General features: G+C 65.8%; 14 protein-coding genes. All 14 read right to left on the reverse strand.

The features are described 5' to 3' along the window. Window positions 1–40: 40 nt before the first annotated feature. Window positions 41–2,665 (reverse strand): alanine--tRNA ligase, encoded by a 2,625-nt coding sequence (alaS, locus tag PA6_RS08755; protein WP_021700542.1) that lies wholly within the window; start codon window positions 2,663–2,665, stop codon window positions 41–43. A gap of 154 nt (window positions 2,666–2,819) precedes the next feature. After that, window positions 2,820–3,812 carry a succinylglutamate desuccinylase gene (astE, locus tag PA6_RS08760; protein ID WP_021700543.1) on the reverse strand — a complete coding sequence of 331 codons (993 nt, stop codon included), beginning with the start codon at window positions 3,810–3,812 and terminating at the stop codon, window positions 2,820–2,822. A gap of 19 nt (window positions 3,813–3,831) precedes the next feature. Beyond that, entirely contained in the window at window positions 3,832–4,116 is a 285-nt protein-coding gene (locus tag PA6_RS08765) for a hypothetical protein (protein ID WP_021700544.1), read from the reverse strand. A 12-nt stretch (window positions 4,117–4,128) separates the two neighbouring features. Beyond that, entirely contained in the window at window positions 4,129–5,475 is a 1,347-nt protein-coding gene (gene astB, locus PA6_RS08770) for an N-succinylarginine dihydrolase (RefSeq protein ID WP_021700545.1), read from the reverse strand. Then, window positions 5,475–6,938 (reverse strand): succinylglutamate-semialdehyde dehydrogenase, encoded by a 1,464-nt coding sequence (astD, locus tag PA6_RS08775; RefSeq protein ID WP_021700546.1) that lies wholly within the window; start codon window positions 6,936–6,938, stop codon window positions 5,475–5,477. The genes astB and astD overlap by 1 nt, the downstream gene beginning before the upstream one ends. After that, complete coding sequence (gene astA, locus PA6_RS08780) at window positions 6,935–7,960, reverse strand: arginine N-succinyltransferase (RefSeq protein ID WP_021700547.1); 1,026 nt, start codon at window positions 7,958–7,960, stop codon at window positions 6,935–6,937. Before astA ends, astD begins: the two co-directional genes overlap by 4 nt. A 102-nt stretch (window positions 7,961–8,062) precedes the next feature. Further along, window positions 8,063–9,079 carry an arginine/ornithine succinyltransferase subunit alpha gene (gene aruF, locus PA6_RS08785; protein WP_021700548.1) on the reverse strand — a complete coding sequence of 339 codons (1,017 nt, stop codon included), beginning with the start codon at window positions 9,077–9,079 and terminating at the stop codon, window positions 8,063–8,065. 171 nt (window positions 9,080–9,250) lie between these two features. Further along, the gene (locus PA6_RS08790; protein ID WP_021700549.1) at window positions 9,251–10,471 is read right to left on the reverse strand and encodes an aspartate aminotransferase family protein; all 1,221 of its coding nucleotides are present in this window, start codon (window positions 10,469–10,471) and stop codon (window positions 9,251–9,253) included. Window positions 10,472–11,335: 864 nt separating this feature from the next. Continuing rightward, window positions 11,336–12,322 carry a transcriptional regulator ArgR gene (gene argR, locus PA6_RS08795; protein WP_021700550.1) on the reverse strand — a complete coding sequence of 329 codons (987 nt, stop codon included), beginning with the start codon at window positions 12,320–12,322 and terminating at the stop codon, window positions 11,336–11,338. Between the two features lie 16 nt (window positions 12,323–12,338). Beyond that, a complete protein-coding gene (aotP, locus tag PA6_RS08800; RefSeq protein WP_021700551.1) occupies window positions 12,339–13,103 on the reverse strand; it encodes an arginine/ornithine transport ATP-binding protein AotP in 765 nt (254 codons plus the stop codon). 19 nt (window positions 13,104–13,122) lie between these two features. Then, window positions 13,123–14,235, reverse strand: coding sequence for a succinylglutamate desuccinylase/aspartoacylase family protein (locus tag PA6_RS08805; protein WP_021700552.1), 1,113 nt, complete (start codon window positions 14,233–14,235; stop codon window positions 13,123–13,125). Window positions 14,236–14,245: 10 nt separating this feature from the next. Next, window positions 14,246–14,944 carry an ABC transporter permease gene (locus tag PA6_RS08810; RefSeq protein ID WP_021700553.1) on the reverse strand — a complete coding sequence of 233 codons (699 nt, stop codon included), beginning with the start codon at window positions 14,942–14,944 and terminating at the stop codon, window positions 14,246–14,248. Between the two features lie 10 nt (window positions 14,945–14,954). Beyond that, window positions 14,955–15,644 (reverse strand): ABC transporter permease, encoded by a 690-nt coding sequence (locus tag PA6_RS08815; RefSeq protein WP_021700554.1) that lies wholly within the window; start codon window positions 15,642–15,644, stop codon window positions 14,955–14,957. 133 nt (window positions 15,645–15,777) lie between these two features. Then, window positions 15,778–16,554: an ABC transporter substrate-binding protein gene (locus PA6_RS08820; RefSeq protein ID WP_021700555.1), complete on the reverse strand. Its 777-nt coding sequence runs from the start codon at window positions 16,552–16,554 to the stop codon at window positions 15,778–15,780. Window positions 16,555–16,685: the final 131 nt, after the last annotated feature.

Below are 16,685 nucleotides of genomic sequence, written 5' to 3' on the forward strand. Positions count from 1 at the left end.
AGGCCCGCCGGACGCACTGCGAGCCCTGGTTTCCCTGCTTTTAGGCGCCTTGTTCGACGAAGGTCGCCGCCAGGGCCAGCGCCTCGTCCAGCTTGCCGGCATCGACGCCGCCGCCCTGAGCCATGTCCGGGCGACCACCGCCCTTGCCACCCACGGCGGCGGCGGCCTGACGCATCAGGTCGCCGGCCTTGAGCCTGGCAGTCAGGTCCTGGGTGACACCGGCAACCAGCACCACCTTATCCTCGAATACGCCACCGAGCAGGATCACCGCACTGCCCAGCTTGTTCTTCAGCTGGTCGACCATGGCCAGCAGGGCCTTGCCCTCCAGGCCATCGAGACGCGCGGCCAGTACCTTGACGCCCTTGACCTCCACGGCCGAACCGGCCAGGTCATTGCCGGCGGCGCTGGCGGCCCTGGCCTTGAGCTGCTCCAGCTCCTTTTCCAGCTGGCGGTTGCGCTCGATCAGGCCGGACAACTTGTCCAGCACGTTGTCGCGGCTGCCCTTGACCAGCGCCGCGGCTTCTTTCAGCTGCTCTTCCGCGCCATTCAGCCAGGCCAGCGCGGCGGCACCGGTGACGCCCTCGATACGACGCACGCCGGCGGCTACGCCGCCTTCGCTGGTGATCTTGAACAGACCGATGTCGCCGGTACGCGACACGTGGGTACCGCCGCACAGCTCGACGGAGAAGCCGCCGCCCATGGTCAGCACGCGCACGTCATCGCCGTATTTCTCGCCGAACAGCGCCATGGCGCCCTTGGCCTTGGCGGTCTCGATGTCGGTTTCCTCGGTCTCGACCGCGGAGTTCTTGCGAATCTCGGCGTTGACCAGCTCTTCCAGGGCCTTCAGCTGCTCGGGCTTGATCGCCTCGAAGTGGCTGAAGTCGAAGCGCAGGCGCTGGCTGTCGACCAGCGAGCCCTTCTGCTGCACGTGCTCGCCCAGCACCTGGCGCAGCGCGGCGTGCAGCAGGTGGGTCGCCGAGTGGTTCAGCGCGGTAGCCTGACGCACCGAGGCGTCAACCTCGGCCTTCAGCGAAGTGCCAACGGACAGGCCGCCCTCGGCGACCACGCCGTGGTGCAGGAAGGCGCCGCCGGCCTTGGTGGTATCGCGCACGTCGAAACGCACACCGGCACTCTCAAGGTAACCGCAGTCACCGACCTGGCCGCCGGACTCGGCGTAGAACGGGGTCTGGTCCAGCACCACCACGCCCTCCTCGCCCTCGGCGAGGCTGTCGACGGCGGCGCCGGCCTTGAACAGGGCGACGATCTTGCCGCTGCCGCTGGTGCCCTGGTAGCCGAGGAAGACGGTGTCGCTGTCGACCTTGACCAGACTGTTGTAGTCCATGCCGAAGGAGCTGGCGGAACGGGCGCGCTCGCGCTGGGCCTCCATCTCGCGCTCGAAGCCTTCCTCGTCGAGGGTCAGCTCGCGCTCGCGGGCGATGTCGCCGGTCAGGTCGACCGGGAAGCCGTAGGTGTCGTACAGCTTGAACACCACGTCGCCAGGAATGACGCTGCCCTTGAGTTCGGCCAGGTCCTGCTCGAGGATCTTCAGGCCCTGCTCCAGGGTCTTGGCGAACTGCTCTTCTTCGGTCTTCAGCACGCGCTCGATATGCGCCTGCTGCTGCTTCAGCTCGGGGAAGGCTTCGCCCATCTCCGCCACCAGCGCGGCGACGATCTGGTAGAAGAAGCTACCCTTGGCGCCCAGCTTGTTACCGTGGCGGCAGGCGCGGCGGATGATGCGGCGCAGCACGTAGCCACGGCCTTCATTGGACGGGGTCACGCCGTCGGCGATCAGGAAGCCGCAGGAGCGGATATGGTCGGCGACGACTTTCAGCGAAGCCTGGCCTTCGTTGGCGCAGCCGATGGCCTTGGCCGCGGCATTCAGCAGGCTCTGGAACAGGTCGATCTCGTAGTTCGAGTTGACGTGCTGCAGCACGGCGCTGATGCGCTCCAGGCCCATGCCGGTGTCCACGCTCGGCGCCGGCAGCGGGTGCAGCACGCCGTCCGCGGTGCGGTTGAACTGCATGAACACGTTGTTCCAGATCTCGATGTAGCGGTCACCATCTTCTTCCGGCGAGCCGGGCGGGCCGCCCCAGATATGCTCGCCGTGGTCGAAGAAGATCTCGGTGCAAGGGCCGCAGGGGCCGGTGTCGCCCATCGCCCAGAAGTTGTCGGAGGCGTAGGGTGCGCCCTTGTTGTCACCGATGCGCACCATGCGCTCGGCCGGGATGCCGACTTCCTGGGTCCAGATGTCGTAGGCCTCGTCGTCGGTGGCGTAGACGGTGACCCAGAGCTTTTCCTTCGGCAGGTTCAGCCACTTGTCGCTGGTCAGGAATTCCCAGGCGTAGGTGATGGCGTCGCGCTTGAAATAGTCGCCGAAGCTGAAGTTGCCCAGCATTTCGAAGAAGGTGTGGTGGCGCGCGGTGTAGCCGACGTTTTCCAGGTCGTTGTGCTTGCCGCCGGCGCGTACGCACTTCTGGCTGGTGGTGGCGCGGGTGTAGGCACGCTTCTCCAGGCCGAGGAAGCAGTCCTTGAACTGGTTCATGCCGGCGTTGGTGAACAACAGGGTCGGGTCGTTCGCGGGGATCAGCGAACTGGAGGCGACGCGGGTGTGCCCCTTCTCTTCGAAGAAGCGGAGGAAGGCTTCACGGATTTCTGCGCTTTTCATTGATTTCATCCAGGCAAACGACAGCACGGCAAACGCCGGCAAAGGGCCGCATTATATCGGCCCGGCGCTGCAGGGACAGCCCGTTTACGGGGAATTTGGATAGAAAGCCTCTATCGGGCCACGTTGTGACCCGAATCCGCCAGCCAGAACCCGGTCAGAGCGTGGTGGGGACGATCAGGATGCCGGCGCGCAGGCCGTTCTTGACCTTGGGATTGGGGAAGATGATGCGTGCGCCCTGCTCTTCCACCAGCCAGCGGGTGCCGGCGATGTCCTCGGCCAACAGGAAGCCCGGCGCAAGCTCGGTGAAGTTCTCGATGTCGGCCGGCAGGTGCAGCTTGAAGGCATCGCTGTGCTTGATCACCTCGCGGGACACGGCGAACAGCTGCATGCCGTCCAGCGAGTCGGCCTGCGGCTCGCAATTCTCTACCAGTTCGCGCAGGCGCTTCTCCAGCAGGTCGAGGTTGACCTGCTGGTTCTGGCCAAAGGGGCGCGCCTTGCCCAGTTCCAGAGTGAAAGCCTCGGCGCCCAGGCGCGCGTAGGTGAAGGAGCTGAAGGTGATGCCGGTCTTGCGCTGCAGCAGCACCGCGTCGATGCCGGCGGCACGCAGGCGCGCCAGCTCGGCACGCGAGTGTTCGCGGCCTTCGACATAGGGATAGAGGGCAAACTGCTCGATCTTCGAGCCGCGGATCGCCGTGTGCAGGTCGTAATGTAGGCGCGCCCGGCCTTCCTTGCTGAAGAAGGCAGCCGCGAAGCGCTCCAGCTCGTTGGCGCGCAGCGCCTCGAAACCACTGCTCTGCTCATGGCGGCCGTCGAACAGGCGGTTGATGTCCTGTTCCACGAAACGCTCGCCACGGCGCATGGCCTCGGGGTTGCCGAGCAGGAAGAGGATGCGCGCCCTGGGCAGCAACTGCCCCGAGGCGACGGCCTGCAGCAGGCGATCGAGCAGCTCGATCGGCGCCGTCTCGTTGCCATGGATACCGGCCGACAGCAGCAGGTCGAGGCCGCTGTCATCCTGCGCGGTGGGCGTCACTTCCAGCACACCCTCACCCAGCCAGTGCAGGCGCGCGCCCTCGCGGGTCAGCTGAATCTTCTCGGTCGGCTCGCGGCCGGCCAGGGTGAGTTCGAGCAGTTTGCCGAGGGCGAGCATGGGATTACCTCAGTCGGGCTCAGTGATTGCAGTCAGGACCGTGCACATGATCCTCGTCGTCACCGGCGAGATCCGCCGGCTCCATCTCTAGCTGCAGGCCGACCAGGTTGGTGGCCTGCGGGCGCAGCAGCAGGTTGGCGTACTCGGTATCACCCTCCTCCACGTCCACGCCGATCAGCAGTTGGTCGCCAACCGCCTGGATCCACACTTCCTTGCCCTGCCAGACGACAGCGAAGCGGGTGCAGGAGGTCTCCAGCTGGGTGCCGTCGGAATCTTCGAGGATCAGTTGCAGGGCGTCGGACATGTTTCAGTGCTCTCAGGCGAGTTGGAAAGGGTACACGGAGCCCAGTTTAAGGATCTGCGTCAATTCATCCAATGCCGTGCGGCACTCGATCAGCAGTTGCGGGTCGGCCAGGTCGCTTTCCGCCAGGCGGTCACGGTAGTGCTTGTCGACCCAGGCATTGAGAGTGGTGAACAGCTCGGGGGTCATCACCACGCCCGGATTCACCGCTGCCAGCTCGTGCTCCTTGAGCGCCACACGCAGGCGCAGGCAGGCCGGGCCACCGCCGTTCTGCATGCTCTGCTTGAGGTCGAACACCTTCACCTCGCGGATCGGGCCGTTGCCGCGGGTCAGCTCGCTCAGGTAGTTCCACACATTGGCGTTGTTGCGGCACTCCTCCGGCACGATCAGCAGCATGCTGCCGTCAGCGCGGGTCAGCAGCTGGCTGTTGAACAGGTAGGAGCGCACCGCATCCTCCACGCTCACCGCGCTGGCCGGCACGCGCACGGCCTGGAAGTTGCCGCCGCGGCGGGCCAGCTTGTCGCCCAGCTCGGCCAGTACCTTGTCGGTATCGAGGAAGGCGTCCTGGTGGTAGAACAGCACTTCGCCGTTGCCCACCGAGATCACGTCATTGTGGAATACACCCTGGTCGATCACCGCCGGGTTCTGCTGGGCATAGACCACGCCCTCGTCACCCAGGCCGTGCAGGCGGGCCACCGCCTGGCAGGCTTCCAGGGTCTGCCGCGCCGGGTAGCGCTGCGGTGCCGGGAAGCGGCTGTCGAAGGCGCTGCGGCCGAACACGAAGAACTCCACGCCGGCCTCGCCGTAGCTCTTGCAGAAGCGCGTGTGGTTGGCCGCGCCCTCGTCGCCGAACTGGCCCACCGCCGGCAGCGCGGCGTGGTGGGCGAAGTGCTGCTCGTTGCTGAACATGGCACGCAGCACGCGGCTGGTGGTCGGGTGCTCGATCGAGCGGTGGAACTTGCAGTTGAGGTTGGCGGCGGTGAAGTGCACGCGGCCGTCCGCGGTGTCGGCACTGGGGCTGACGGTGCAGGAGTTGGCGGTCCACATGCTGGAGGCGGAGCTGCAGGCGGCCAGCAGCGGCATGGCCTCCTTGGCGGCTTTGGCGATCACCTCGGCATCGCTGCCGGTGAAGCCCAGGCTGCGCAGGGCGGCGACGTCCTGGCGCTCCTGCGGGGCGAACACGCCCTGCTTGAAGCCCATGTCCATCAGCGCCTTCATCTTGCCCAGGCCCTGCTTGGCGGCTTCCTTGGGGTTGGACACCGCCTGGCTGTTGCTCTGCGACGCCACGTTGCCGTAGGACAGGCCACCGTAGTTGTGGGTCGGGCCGACCAGGCCGTCGAAGTTCATTTCATAGGCGGACATCACAGACTCACTCCCGGGGTCAGGGTGGCAGGCAGGCTCAGGGTTTCACTTTCCAGCGAGGCGACCGGGTAGGCGCAGTAATCGGCGGCGTAGTAGGCACTGGCGCGATGGTTGCCGGAGGCGCCCACGCCGCCGAACGGCGCGCTGCTGGCGGCGCCGGTCAGCTGCTTGTTCCAGTTGACGATGCCGGCGCGGCTCTCGACGAGGAACTGCTGGTAGCGCTCGGCGGACTCGGACAACAGGCCGGCGGCCAGGCCGTACTGGGTGTTGTTGGCCTCGGCAATGGCGGCATCGAAGCCGTCATAGCGGATCACCTGCAGCAGCGGGCCGAAAAACTCTTCGTCGATGCGCTCAGCCACCTGGGTCACGTCGACAATGCCGGGAGTCAGCAGCGCGGCATTCGGCACCGGCTGGATCATTTCCAGCAGCACCTCGGCACCCTTGTCGACCAGGTGACGCTGGGCCTTGAGCAGATGCTCGGCCGCGGCCAGGGAAATCACCGAGCCCATGAAGGGCGCCGGCTGCTCGTCGAAGGCGCCGACCTTGAGGCTCGAGGCCACCGCCACCAGGCGTGCCAGCAGGGCATCGCCCCAGGCACCGACCGGCACCAGCAGGCGACGCGCACAGGTGCAGCGCTGGCCGGCGGAAATGAAGGCGGACTGAATGATGGTGTAGACGGCGGCGTCGATGTCCTTGACCTCCTCCACCACCAGCGGATTGTTGCCGCCCATCTCCAGCGCCAGGATCTTGTCCGGACGGCCGGCGAACTGGCTGTGCAGCAGGTTGCCGGTACGGCTGGAGCCGGTGAAGAACAGGCCGTCGATGCCGGCACTGGCGGCCAGGGCAACACCGGTTTCGCGGGCGCCCTGCACCAGGTTGAGCACGCCGGCCGGCAGACCGGCCTCGATCCAGCACTTGACCGTCAGCTCGGCGACCTTGGGCGTCAGCTCGCTGGGCTTGAACACCACGGCGTTGCCGGCCAGCAGCGCCGGCACGATATGGCCGTTGGGCAGGTGGCCGGGGAAGTTGTAGGGGCCGAACACGGCGACCACGCCATGCGGTTTGTGGCGCAGCACTGCGGTGGCGTCGGCCAGCGGGCCGCTCTTCTCGCCTGTACGCTCGCGGTAGCTCTGTACGGAGATGGCGACCTTGTTGACCATGCTGGTCACCTCGGTGGCGGACTCCCACAACGGCTTGCCGGTTTCCTCACCGATGGTGCGGGCCAGCTCGTCACTGTGCGCCTTGAGGGTGACGGCGAACTGCTCCAGCACGGCAATGCGCTCTTCCAGCGGACGCCGCGCCCAGGCCGGGAACGCCGCGCGGGCGGCGGCAACGGCCTGCTCGACCTGCGCGGCAGTGGCGCCCTGGCCGCTCCACACGGCTTCCTGGGTTACCGGATTGAGCGAATCGAAGGCCTCGCCCTGCCCGGCCAGCCACTGGCCTGCGATGTAATGAGTGGTCATTGCTTGCTCTCCTTGGCCGACAGCGGTACGGCGCGCACCTGGGCGCCGGCGCTCAGCTGCAGGCGCTTGGCGGTCAGCGGGTCGACCACCAGAGTGCCGGCGGCGGCACGCGCCGGCGCGGCGGTGATGCGGCAGTCTTCGCGCTTGCGGTTGTGAATCAGGTAGGGAATGGCGTCGTCGCCCGGGGTACCGACGGCCAGCACCAGGGTCTGGCTGTCGCGCACGGCGCGGATCTTGTCGGTTTCCACCTCGATGGCCGGGCCGGCGTCGAAGATGTCGACATAGCCCTGGTAGCTGAATCCTTCGCCCTTGAGCATGGCCAGCGCCGGCTCGGTGTCCGGGTGCACGCGGCCGATCACGGCGCGCGCCTCCTCGGAGAGGAAGCAGGTGTAGAGCGGGAACTTGGGCATCAGCTCGGCGATAAAGGCCTTGTTGCCCACGCCAGTGAGGTAGTCGGCCTGGCTGAACTCCATCTTGAAGAAGTGCCGACCCAGGCTCTCCCAGAACGGCGAGCGGCCGTTCTCGTCGGACATGCCGCGCATCTCGGCGATCACCTTGTTGCCGAACAGCTCGCGGAACTCGGCCATGAACAGGAAACGCGCCTTGGACAGCAGGCGGCCGTTGAGGCCGGTGCGGTAGCCGGCGTGCAGGAACAGCGAGCACAGCTCCGAGTTGCCGGTCAGGTCGTTGGCCAGGAACAGGGTGGGAATCTCGCGGTGGATCTTCAGCTCCTGCGAGGCGCTGACGGTGAGGCCGACCCGGTAGTTGTACCAGGGCTCACGCAGGCCGACAGCGCCGGCCACCGCGGAGATGCCGACGACCTTACCGTCGTCGTCTTCCATTACGAACAGGTAGTCGGCGTCGGCGCGCTCGGCCTCGCCCAGGAAAGTCTTCTCCGCCCAGCCGACCCGGTGCGACAGGCGCTCCTCGTTGGCCGGCAGGGTGGTCAGGCCGGTGCCAGTGCTGCGGGCCAGGTCGATCAGCGCCGACAGATCGGCGCTACGGACGGGACGAACGATCATATTGCCTCCAGAATTCTCGCCCCACTCGGGGCCAAGGGTGAGGGAAAGGCCCTCATCCGGCCCTGCGGGCCACCTTCTCCCGGCGGGAGAAGGGTTTACGCATCAAACCGCAACCAGACGCACGCTGACGCCTTCACCCACACCCAGCGCCTCGGCAGCCTCCAGGCTCAGGGTCACCGGCTTGCCGGGCACCCAGTCGAGGTCGGCGATGATGGCGCGGAAGTCCTGCAACTGGCCGTTGCTCACCAGGTACTGACGCCCGCCCTTGCCCGGCTCACCGATGCGCACCGGCACCACGCGGCTCTGCGCGATCGAGCGGATGCCCGAGGTGCGCGCATGCAGGGTCGGACCGCCGTCGAAGATGTCGATGTAGTGATCGGTCTCGAAGCCTTCGCGCATCAGGATGTCGAAGGTCACCTGGGCGCGGCTGTAGACCTGGCCCATGGCTTCCTGGGCGCTGTCCGGCAGCAGCGGCACGTAGATCGGGTAATGCGGCATCAGCTCGGCGAGGAAGGTGCGGCTCTTCAGCCCGCACAAGCGCTCGGCTTCGGTGTAGCTCATGTCGAAGAAGTTGCGGCCGACGGCGTCCCAGAATGGCGAATCGCCGTGCTCGTCGCTGTAGCCGACGATCTCCACCACCACCGCGTCGGCGAAGCGCTCCGGGTGGGCGGCCATGAACAGCAGGCGGCCGCGCGAGTTGAGTTCGGCCAGCGGGCTGTCGACCAGGTCGCGCTGCACGTAGAAGCTGGTCAGCAGGCTGTTGCCGGTGAGGTCGTGGCACAGCGAGAGGACGTGGATCTTGTTGTGGATCTTCAGCTCGCGCGAGGCGTGCACGAAGGTCTCGTTGCGGAAGCTGTAGAACGGCTCGGAATATCCCGCCGAGGCAACAATGGCGGAGCAGCCGACCAGCTTGCCGCTGGCCGTGTCCTCGAGGACGAAGAAGTAGCTCTCCTCGCCGTTGAAGCTCACCTCGGCGGCGAAAGAGGCCTCGGAGGCGGCAATCTTGTCGCTCAGACGACCAGCATCGTCCGGCAGCGAAGTAACGCCCACCGGGCTGTCGGCAGCCAGACGCTGCACTTCAGCGAGGTCGGACATCTGCGCAGGGCGCATCACCAGCATGGCGTTACTCCTTTCCGGAAAACGCGCCCCGCAAGGGCGGAGCGATTGACGAATAAAAGCTCCAACAGGCCTGAGGCTGCCCACTGGAGAAAGACCGGAGCACTCCGATCACGCATGAATCGACTCATCCTGAGCAGTCGGCGGCGCATCCTGCGCCGCCGGTTGCAGCCATCAGCCCTGCGCGAGCTTGGCGACGGCGCGCTCGAAACGGTCCAGACCGTCGACGATATCGGCCTCTTCCACCACCAGGCTGGGCGCGAAACGCACCACGTCCGGACTGGCCTGCAGCACCAGTACGCCCTCGGCGGCAGCGGCATCCAGCACGGCCTTGGCCTTGCCCTTCCAGGCATCGTTGAGCACGCAGCCGAGCAGCAGGCCCAGGCCACGCACTTCGGCGAACATGCCGTAACGCTCGCCGATGGCCAGCAGGCGCTGCTTGAACTGCTCGCTCTTGGCCTTCACGCCCTGCAGCACTTCTGGGGTGTTGACGATGTCCAGTACCGCTTCGGCCACCGCGCAGGCCAGCGGGTTGCCACCGTAGGTGGTGCCGTGGGTGCCGACGGCCAGGTGCTTGGCCAGCTCAGTGGTGGTCAGCATGGCGCCGATGGGGAAACCGCCGCCCAGGCTCTTGGCGCTGGAGAGGATGTCCGGGGTGACGCCATAGTGCATATAGGTGAACAGCTCGCCGCTGCGACCCATGCCGCTCTGCACCTCGTCGAACACCAGCAGCGCGTTGTGCTGGTCGCACAGGGCACGGGCGCCTTCCAGGTAGGCCTTGTCGGCCGGCAGCACACCGCCCTCGCCCTGGATCGGCTCCAGGACCACGGCGCAGGTCTTGTCGGAAATAGCGGCTTTCAGCGCGTCCAGGTCGTTGTATGGGACATGGGTGATGCCCTCGATCTTCGGCCCGAAACCATCGGAGTACTTGGGCTGGCCACCGACGCTGACGGTGAACAGGGTACGACCGTGGAAGCTGTTGAGCGCGGCGATGATCTCGTACTTCTCCGGACCGAAGCGGTCATGCGCAACGCGACGGGCCAGCTTGAAGGCGGCCTCGTTGGCCTCGGCGCCGGAGTTGCAGAAGAACACGCGCTCGGCGAAGGTGGCATCGACCAACTTGTGGGCCAGGCGCAGGGTCGGCTCGTTGGTGAACACGTTGGAGATGTGCCACAGGGTGTTGGCCTGTTCGGTAAGCGCCTTGACCAGCGCCGGATGGCAGTGACCGAGGGCATTCACGGCGATGCCGCCGGCGAAGTCGATCAGCTCGCGACCGCTCTGATCCCAGACTCGCGAACCCAGGCCACGCACCGGAACAAAGGCGGCTGGGGCATAGTTGGGGACCAGATACTGATCGAAATCGGCGCGTTGCACCGGATCGTGCTGAACGGACATCGGGGCTCTCCTGAATAAGGAACACCGCACAAAATGGCAGGTGATGAAAGGATTGTAGGGGCTGCCCACGGGCCCGCATTGTCGCCATGCGACAACTTCTTACAGCGGAACCCCGCGGTTTTCGGGGGCTTTCGGCAATGCGACAGAAAGCTCCGGAATTGCGCAGTTTAAACGCTGTGCGGGGGGATCGGGGCAATTCGCTGCGCCCCAGACTGCCGGCCCGCACTCAATAGCCTGGACGCAACACTTTCCTCGGCACAGAGCTACAGATTGCGCCCTGCACGGCGCCTTACTTTTCTTTGTTTGCGCAAAGAAAAGTAAGCAAAAGAAAGCGCACCCCGACATCCGGGTCCGGGCTGCGCCCGGACTTCCCTCCTTCCGGTGCCGCTCCAGGGGCCGGCTTAAAGGGCCATCCTTGGCCCTTTAAGCCTCTCGCCGCATCCATGCGGCTCGCTCCCCTACGCAACACCTCCACTCGGCCTACTGACGGGGACTTGGGCTCCGAGCTGCCTGATGGCTTTTCTTTATCTGATCGTTTGCACGCAATCCGCGGAAAAAGAAACGCAGAGCTGTCAGGCAGCACCAGACGCCCCTTCAGGAGGGTGAGCGGAATCGTTGTGGAAGGGGTTGAGCGGCATGGATGCCGCGAGAGCGACGATGGGCCAAGGATGGCCCTTCGACGCGCGCCCCTGGAGCGGCGATGGAGTGAACGAACCCGGAGCGAAGCGTAGGGCCGGATGGCGGGGCAAGCGTTTTTGGTTACTTTTGCCGCGACTGGCAAAAGTGACCCGCCCAACAGGGCGGAACAGAAGCATCAAACAGCGATACAAGCGGCAGCGGCACGGAAAACCGCAGGCGAACCGGTTATCCCCGCTCGACGGAAGCCGGAGCAATCTCAAACGGACTGGCACTCCGCCGCTGATTGCGATCTTCCCGCGGCGTCGCCCCGAAGAAGTTGCGATAGGCGCTGGAGAAGTGCGGGCCGGAGGAGAACCCACAGGACAGCCCAATCTGGATGATCGACTTGCTGGTCTGCATCAGCAGCTGGCGCGCCTTGTTCAGGCGCAGCTCCAGGTAATACTGGCTCGGCACGCGGTTGAGATACTGCTTGAAGATCCGCTCCAGCTGACGGCGCGACACGCATACGTGCTGGGCGATCTCGTCGGTGGTCAGCGGCTCCTCGATGTTGGCCTCCATCAGCAGCACCGCCTGGGTCAGCTTCGGATGGCTGGAGCCGATGCGGTTCTGCAGCGGAATGCGCTGGCGCTCGCCACCCTCGCGGATGCGCTCGACCACCAGTTCCTCGCTCACCGCGCCGGCCAGTTCGGCACCGTGGTCGCGGGCCAGTACGGCGAGCAGCAGGTCGAGCACGGCCAGGCCGCCGCAGGCGCTGAGGCGATCGCGATCCCAGTCGAACAGATGGCTGGTGGCGATGACCTTGGGGAAGCGCTCGGTGAAGTCGTCCTGCCAGCGCCAGTGCACGGCGGCGCGATAGCCGTCGAGCAGGCCGAGCTGGGCCAGCGGGTAGACGCCGGCGGACAGGCCGCCGATGGGGATACCGCCGCGCGCCAGCTGCTTAAGCGCCTGGGCCAGCGCCGGAGCGACCTGCGCCGGCGGCTCGTCGGCCAGCACGAACAGCTTGTGGCAGCCCTCCAGGCGCCCGGCCCAGGGCTCGCCCGGCAACTGCCAGGCGCCAGCCGCCGGCGCTTCGGCCTGGAGGAAGCGCAGTTCGTAGGACACTTCCGGGTGAACGCGCTGCGCCACGCGCAGGGCCTCCTCGGCCAGGGCCAGGGTCATGGGCCTGGTTTCTGGCCAGATCAGGAAGGCAATGCAGTGGGCAGTCGAAGTCATGAGGGCAGTCTAGTGCTTACTTCAGGCTGCCGGAAAGGAACTGTTTCAGGCGATCGGACTGCGGGTTGGCCAGCACCTCTTTCGGGCAGCCGGTTTCTTCCACCAGGCCCTTGTGCAGGAAGATCAGCTGGTTGGACACCTCGCGGGCGAAGCCCATCTCGTGGGTCACCACCACCATGGTGCGGCCTTCCTGGGCCAGGTCCTGCATCACCTTGAGCACTTCGCCGACCAGTTCGGGGTCGAGCGCCGAGGTCGGCTCGTCGAACAGCATGACTTCCGGCTCCATGGCCAGGGCACGGGCGATGGCCACGCGCTGCTGCTCACCACCGGACATATGGGCCGGATAGGCGTCCTTGCGGTGCGCCACCCCCACCTTGGCCAGGTAGTGCTCGGCCTTCTCGATGGCTTCCTTCTTCGGCACGCCGAGCACATGCACCGGCGCTTCGATCACGTTTTCCAGGGCGCTCATGTGCGACCACAGGTTGAAGTGCTGGAACACCATGGACAGGCGCGAGCGCATGCGCTGCAGCTGCTTGGCATCGACGGCCTTGAGCGCACCGTCCTTGTTGGCCACCAGCTTGAGTTCTTCGCCATTGAGCAGGATCTTGCCGCCATGCGGCTGCTCCAGCATGTTGATGCAGCGCAGGAAGGTGCTTTTGCCCGAGCCGCTGGAGCCGATGATGCTGATCACGTCGCCAGCCTTGGCCGCCAGCGACACGCCCTTCAACACTTCGTGGCTTCCGTAGCGTTTGTGCAGATCCTGAACTTCGAGTTTGTACATGGTTGGGCTCTCGTATGGCTCAGTCGCTCAGCAGGCGACCCTGGCGAATGGGTTGCTGACCGGCCACCTTGGCCAGCCAGAGTCCGGGTTGGGCGAAGCGCAGGCGCTCGCGCACATAGAGCACCCCGGCGGTCGAGGCACGCACGATGCTGTGGCGGTCCTCCAGCGGATCTATGACTTCGAACAGCGGGTCACCCACCTCGACACGGGCGCCGACCGGCTGCAGGAAGCTGACCACACCGGCATGCGGTGGGTAGGCGTATTCGGCGCCGGCAAACGGCGTGGGTGCGCAGGTCGGCGCCGGCGCGGCGGGCCAGGCACCGTCGATCAGCCCCTGCTCGGCGAGGAAGGCGAGAATGCTTTCGGCGCTGGCCTGGGCACGCTCGCGCTCGGTATCCAGCATGCCACCCAGCTCCACCGTGCTGGCCTGGCAGGCCAGCGGCACGGCAGCCTGCGGGAAGCGTCGCGCCAGGCGCAGCCAGGCCATCGAACAGGCCTCGTCGAAGGAACTGCCGCCGGTGTCCTCGGACACCAGCACGGCGCCAGCGCTCAGCCGCGCGCCCAGCGCGGCGAAGGTCTCGGCCTGCTGCGGAATCATGTACAGGTGCACCACGGCGTCGAAGTCACAGTGCAGGTCGAGCACCAGGTCGGCATCGCAGGCATGGCGCAGCAGCAGGCGCTGCAGGCCCTGCAGCTCGGAACCGGCTGGCGGCAGGGCATCCAGACCGGCACGCATGGCCTGGCGAATCAGCTCGACGTTGGCCTGGCTATCCGCCCCCAGGCGCCCTTCCAGCGTGGGCGCGATCAGCTCGGCGAGATCGACGAAGTCACGATTGAAATTCTTGCCGCTACCCAGCTCGAAACGCCCCTGGCTGGTGGCCTGGAGCATCTGACCGAGACCGATGGGGTTGGCCACCGGCACCAGCTCGACCACGCCCGTAAGGCGCCCCTGCCCTTCCAGCTCGGCGAGGCGACGCTTGAGCTCGACGGCCACGCGCATGCCCGGCAGCTCGTCGGCGTGCAGGCTGGCCTGGATATAGGCCTTGCGCGTACCGGCGCCGAAACGGAACACGCTCAGGGTGCGTTCGGTGCCGGGACAACCCCAGGGCAGACGGTGATCGATGCGCTGCATGATCTCGACCTCAGTGCTTGCGCGGGGCCAGGTAGGCCAGGTAGCGGCGCTCGGCCAGCTTGAACAGGCGCACCAGGATCAGCGTCAGCAGCAGATAGAACACACCGGCGGTGATGTAGGCCTCGAACGACAGGTAGTACTGCGAGTTCACGGTCTTGGCCGCGCCGGTGATGTCGATCAGGGTCACCACCGATGCCAGGCTGGTGGTGTGCAGCATCATGATCACCTCGTTGCTGTACTGCGGCAGCGCACGGCGCAGCGCGGACGGCAGGAGGATGCGGCGATACAGCTTGGCGCGCGACATGCCCATGGCCTTGGCCGCCTCGATCTCGCCATAAGGCGTGGCCTTGAGGCTACCGGCGAGGATCTCGGCGCTGTAGGCGCTGGTGTTGATGGCGAACGCCAGGCAGGCACAGAAGGTGGCATTGGACAGGTAGGGCCACAGGGCGCTTTCGCGCACCACCTCGAACTGAGCCATGCCGTAGTAAAGCAGGTACAGCTGCACCAGCATCGGCGTGCCACGGATCACGTAGGTATACAGCCAGGCCGGGAAGTTGATCGCCGGCTGCTTGGAAACCCGCATCAGCGCCAGCGGCACCGCCGCGAGCAGTCCCAGGGCCAGGGAGATGACCAGCAGCTTGAGGGTGACCAGCACACCGCCGAAGTACAGCGGCAGGCTTTCCCACACCACGTTGTAGTCGAAAAGCATGGTAAATCCCTCAGATCTCGGCCGTTTTCACGCCGACCGAATAGCGGCGTTCGAGGTAACGCAGCACCAGCAGCGATACGCTGGTGATCGCCAGGTAGATGCCTGCGGCCAGCAGGATGTAGGTGAAGGGCTCGCGGGTCGCGTCACCGGCGCTCTTGGCGCGGGCCATCATGTCCTGCAGGCCGACCAGGGAAATCAAGGCGGTGGCCTTGATCAGCACCAGCCAGTTGTTGGTGAAGCCGGGAATGGCCAGACGGATCATCTGCGGCACCAGGATGCGGAAGAACACCCGCAGCGGGCTCATGCCGTAGGCCAGACCGGCCTCGCCCTGACCCTTGGGGATGGCCATGAAGGCGCCGCGGAAGGTCTCGGACAGGTAGGCGCCATAGATGAAGCCCAGGGTACCGACACCGGCCACGAACGGATTGATGTCGACATAGCCCTCGTAGCCGGACAGCTCGAGGACGCGATTGAGCATTTCCTGGCCGCCGTAGAAGATCAGCAGGATCAGCACCAGATCGGGGATGCCGCGAATCACCGCAGCATAGGTTTCGCCCAGCAGGGCCAGCCACTTGACCGGCGACAGGCGGAAGGCCGCGCCGAGCAGACCGAGCGCGATGGCCACCGCCATCGACAGCAGAGCCAGCTGCACGGTGAGCCAGGTACCGTCGAGAATGGTCGAGCCGTAGCCGTTGAACATGGAATCTATCCTCTGCAGACAGGAGGAGCGCTCTTGCTCAGAGCGAGGGGCGGAGGTGAGCCCGGCAGAGCGCTGCGCTCACCCGGCCCGACGTACCACCCTCCCCGCTCCGGGGAGGGTGGCCGCAGCGGCGTTATTCGCCGTAGACGTTGAACTGGAAGTACTTGTCCTGCACTTCCTTGTACTTGCCGTTGGCGCGGATCGCCAGGATGGCGGCGCTGATCTTGTCGGCCAGGGCCTTGTCGCCCTTGCGCACGGCGATGCCGGCACCGTTACCGAAGTACTTCTCGTCGGTGTAGTCCGGGCCCACCAGGGCGAAGCCCTTGCCAGCGTCGGTTTTGAGGAAGCCGTCGTCGATGTTGACCACGTCGGCCAGGGTGGCATCCAGGCGGCCGGCGGTGAGGTCGAGGAAGATCTCGTTCTGCGAGCTGTAACGCACCACTTCCACGCCTGCCGGAGCAAACATTTCGGTGGCATAGCGGTCGTAGATGGAGGCACGCTGTACGCCGACCTTCTTGCCTTTCAGGTCAACCAGCGGGTCCTTGATCTCGGTACCGGCCTTCATCGCCAGTTTGGCGGGGGTGTGGTAGTACTTGCCGGTGAAGTCCACCGACTTCTTGCGCTCGTCGGTGATCGACAGCGACGACAGCACGGCGTCGAACTTGCGCACCTTGAGGGCCGGGATCAGGCCGTCGAACTCCTGCTCGATCCACTGGCACTTGACCTTCATCTCCTCGCACAGGGCGTTGCCGATGTCGTAGTCGAAGCCGGTGATGTTGCCTTCCGGAGTCTTGTAGGCGAACGGCGGGTAGGCCGCTTCGATACCGATACGCAGAGGTTTTTCTTCTGCCTGAACCAGCGCACTGAAAGCGGAAAGCGCCAGGGCGCCGAGAAGTACGATCTTCTTCATCTTGTGCTCCTTCGAATGGGGTACAGCGATTGGCAGAATGAGGTTCGCCATGGCCATGGGTGAATTGTAGAAAGTGTCACCGTCTTTGCCGCCACCGGGGGCGCCACAAGAGGGTTGGCCAAGTGGGCGGC

It is taken from the genome of Aquipseudomonas alcaligenes NBRC 14159 (genome assembly GCF_000467105.1).
Classification (GTDB): Bacteria; Pseudomonadota; Gammaproteobacteria; order Pseudomonadales; family Pseudomonadaceae; genus Aquipseudomonas; species Aquipseudomonas alcaligenes.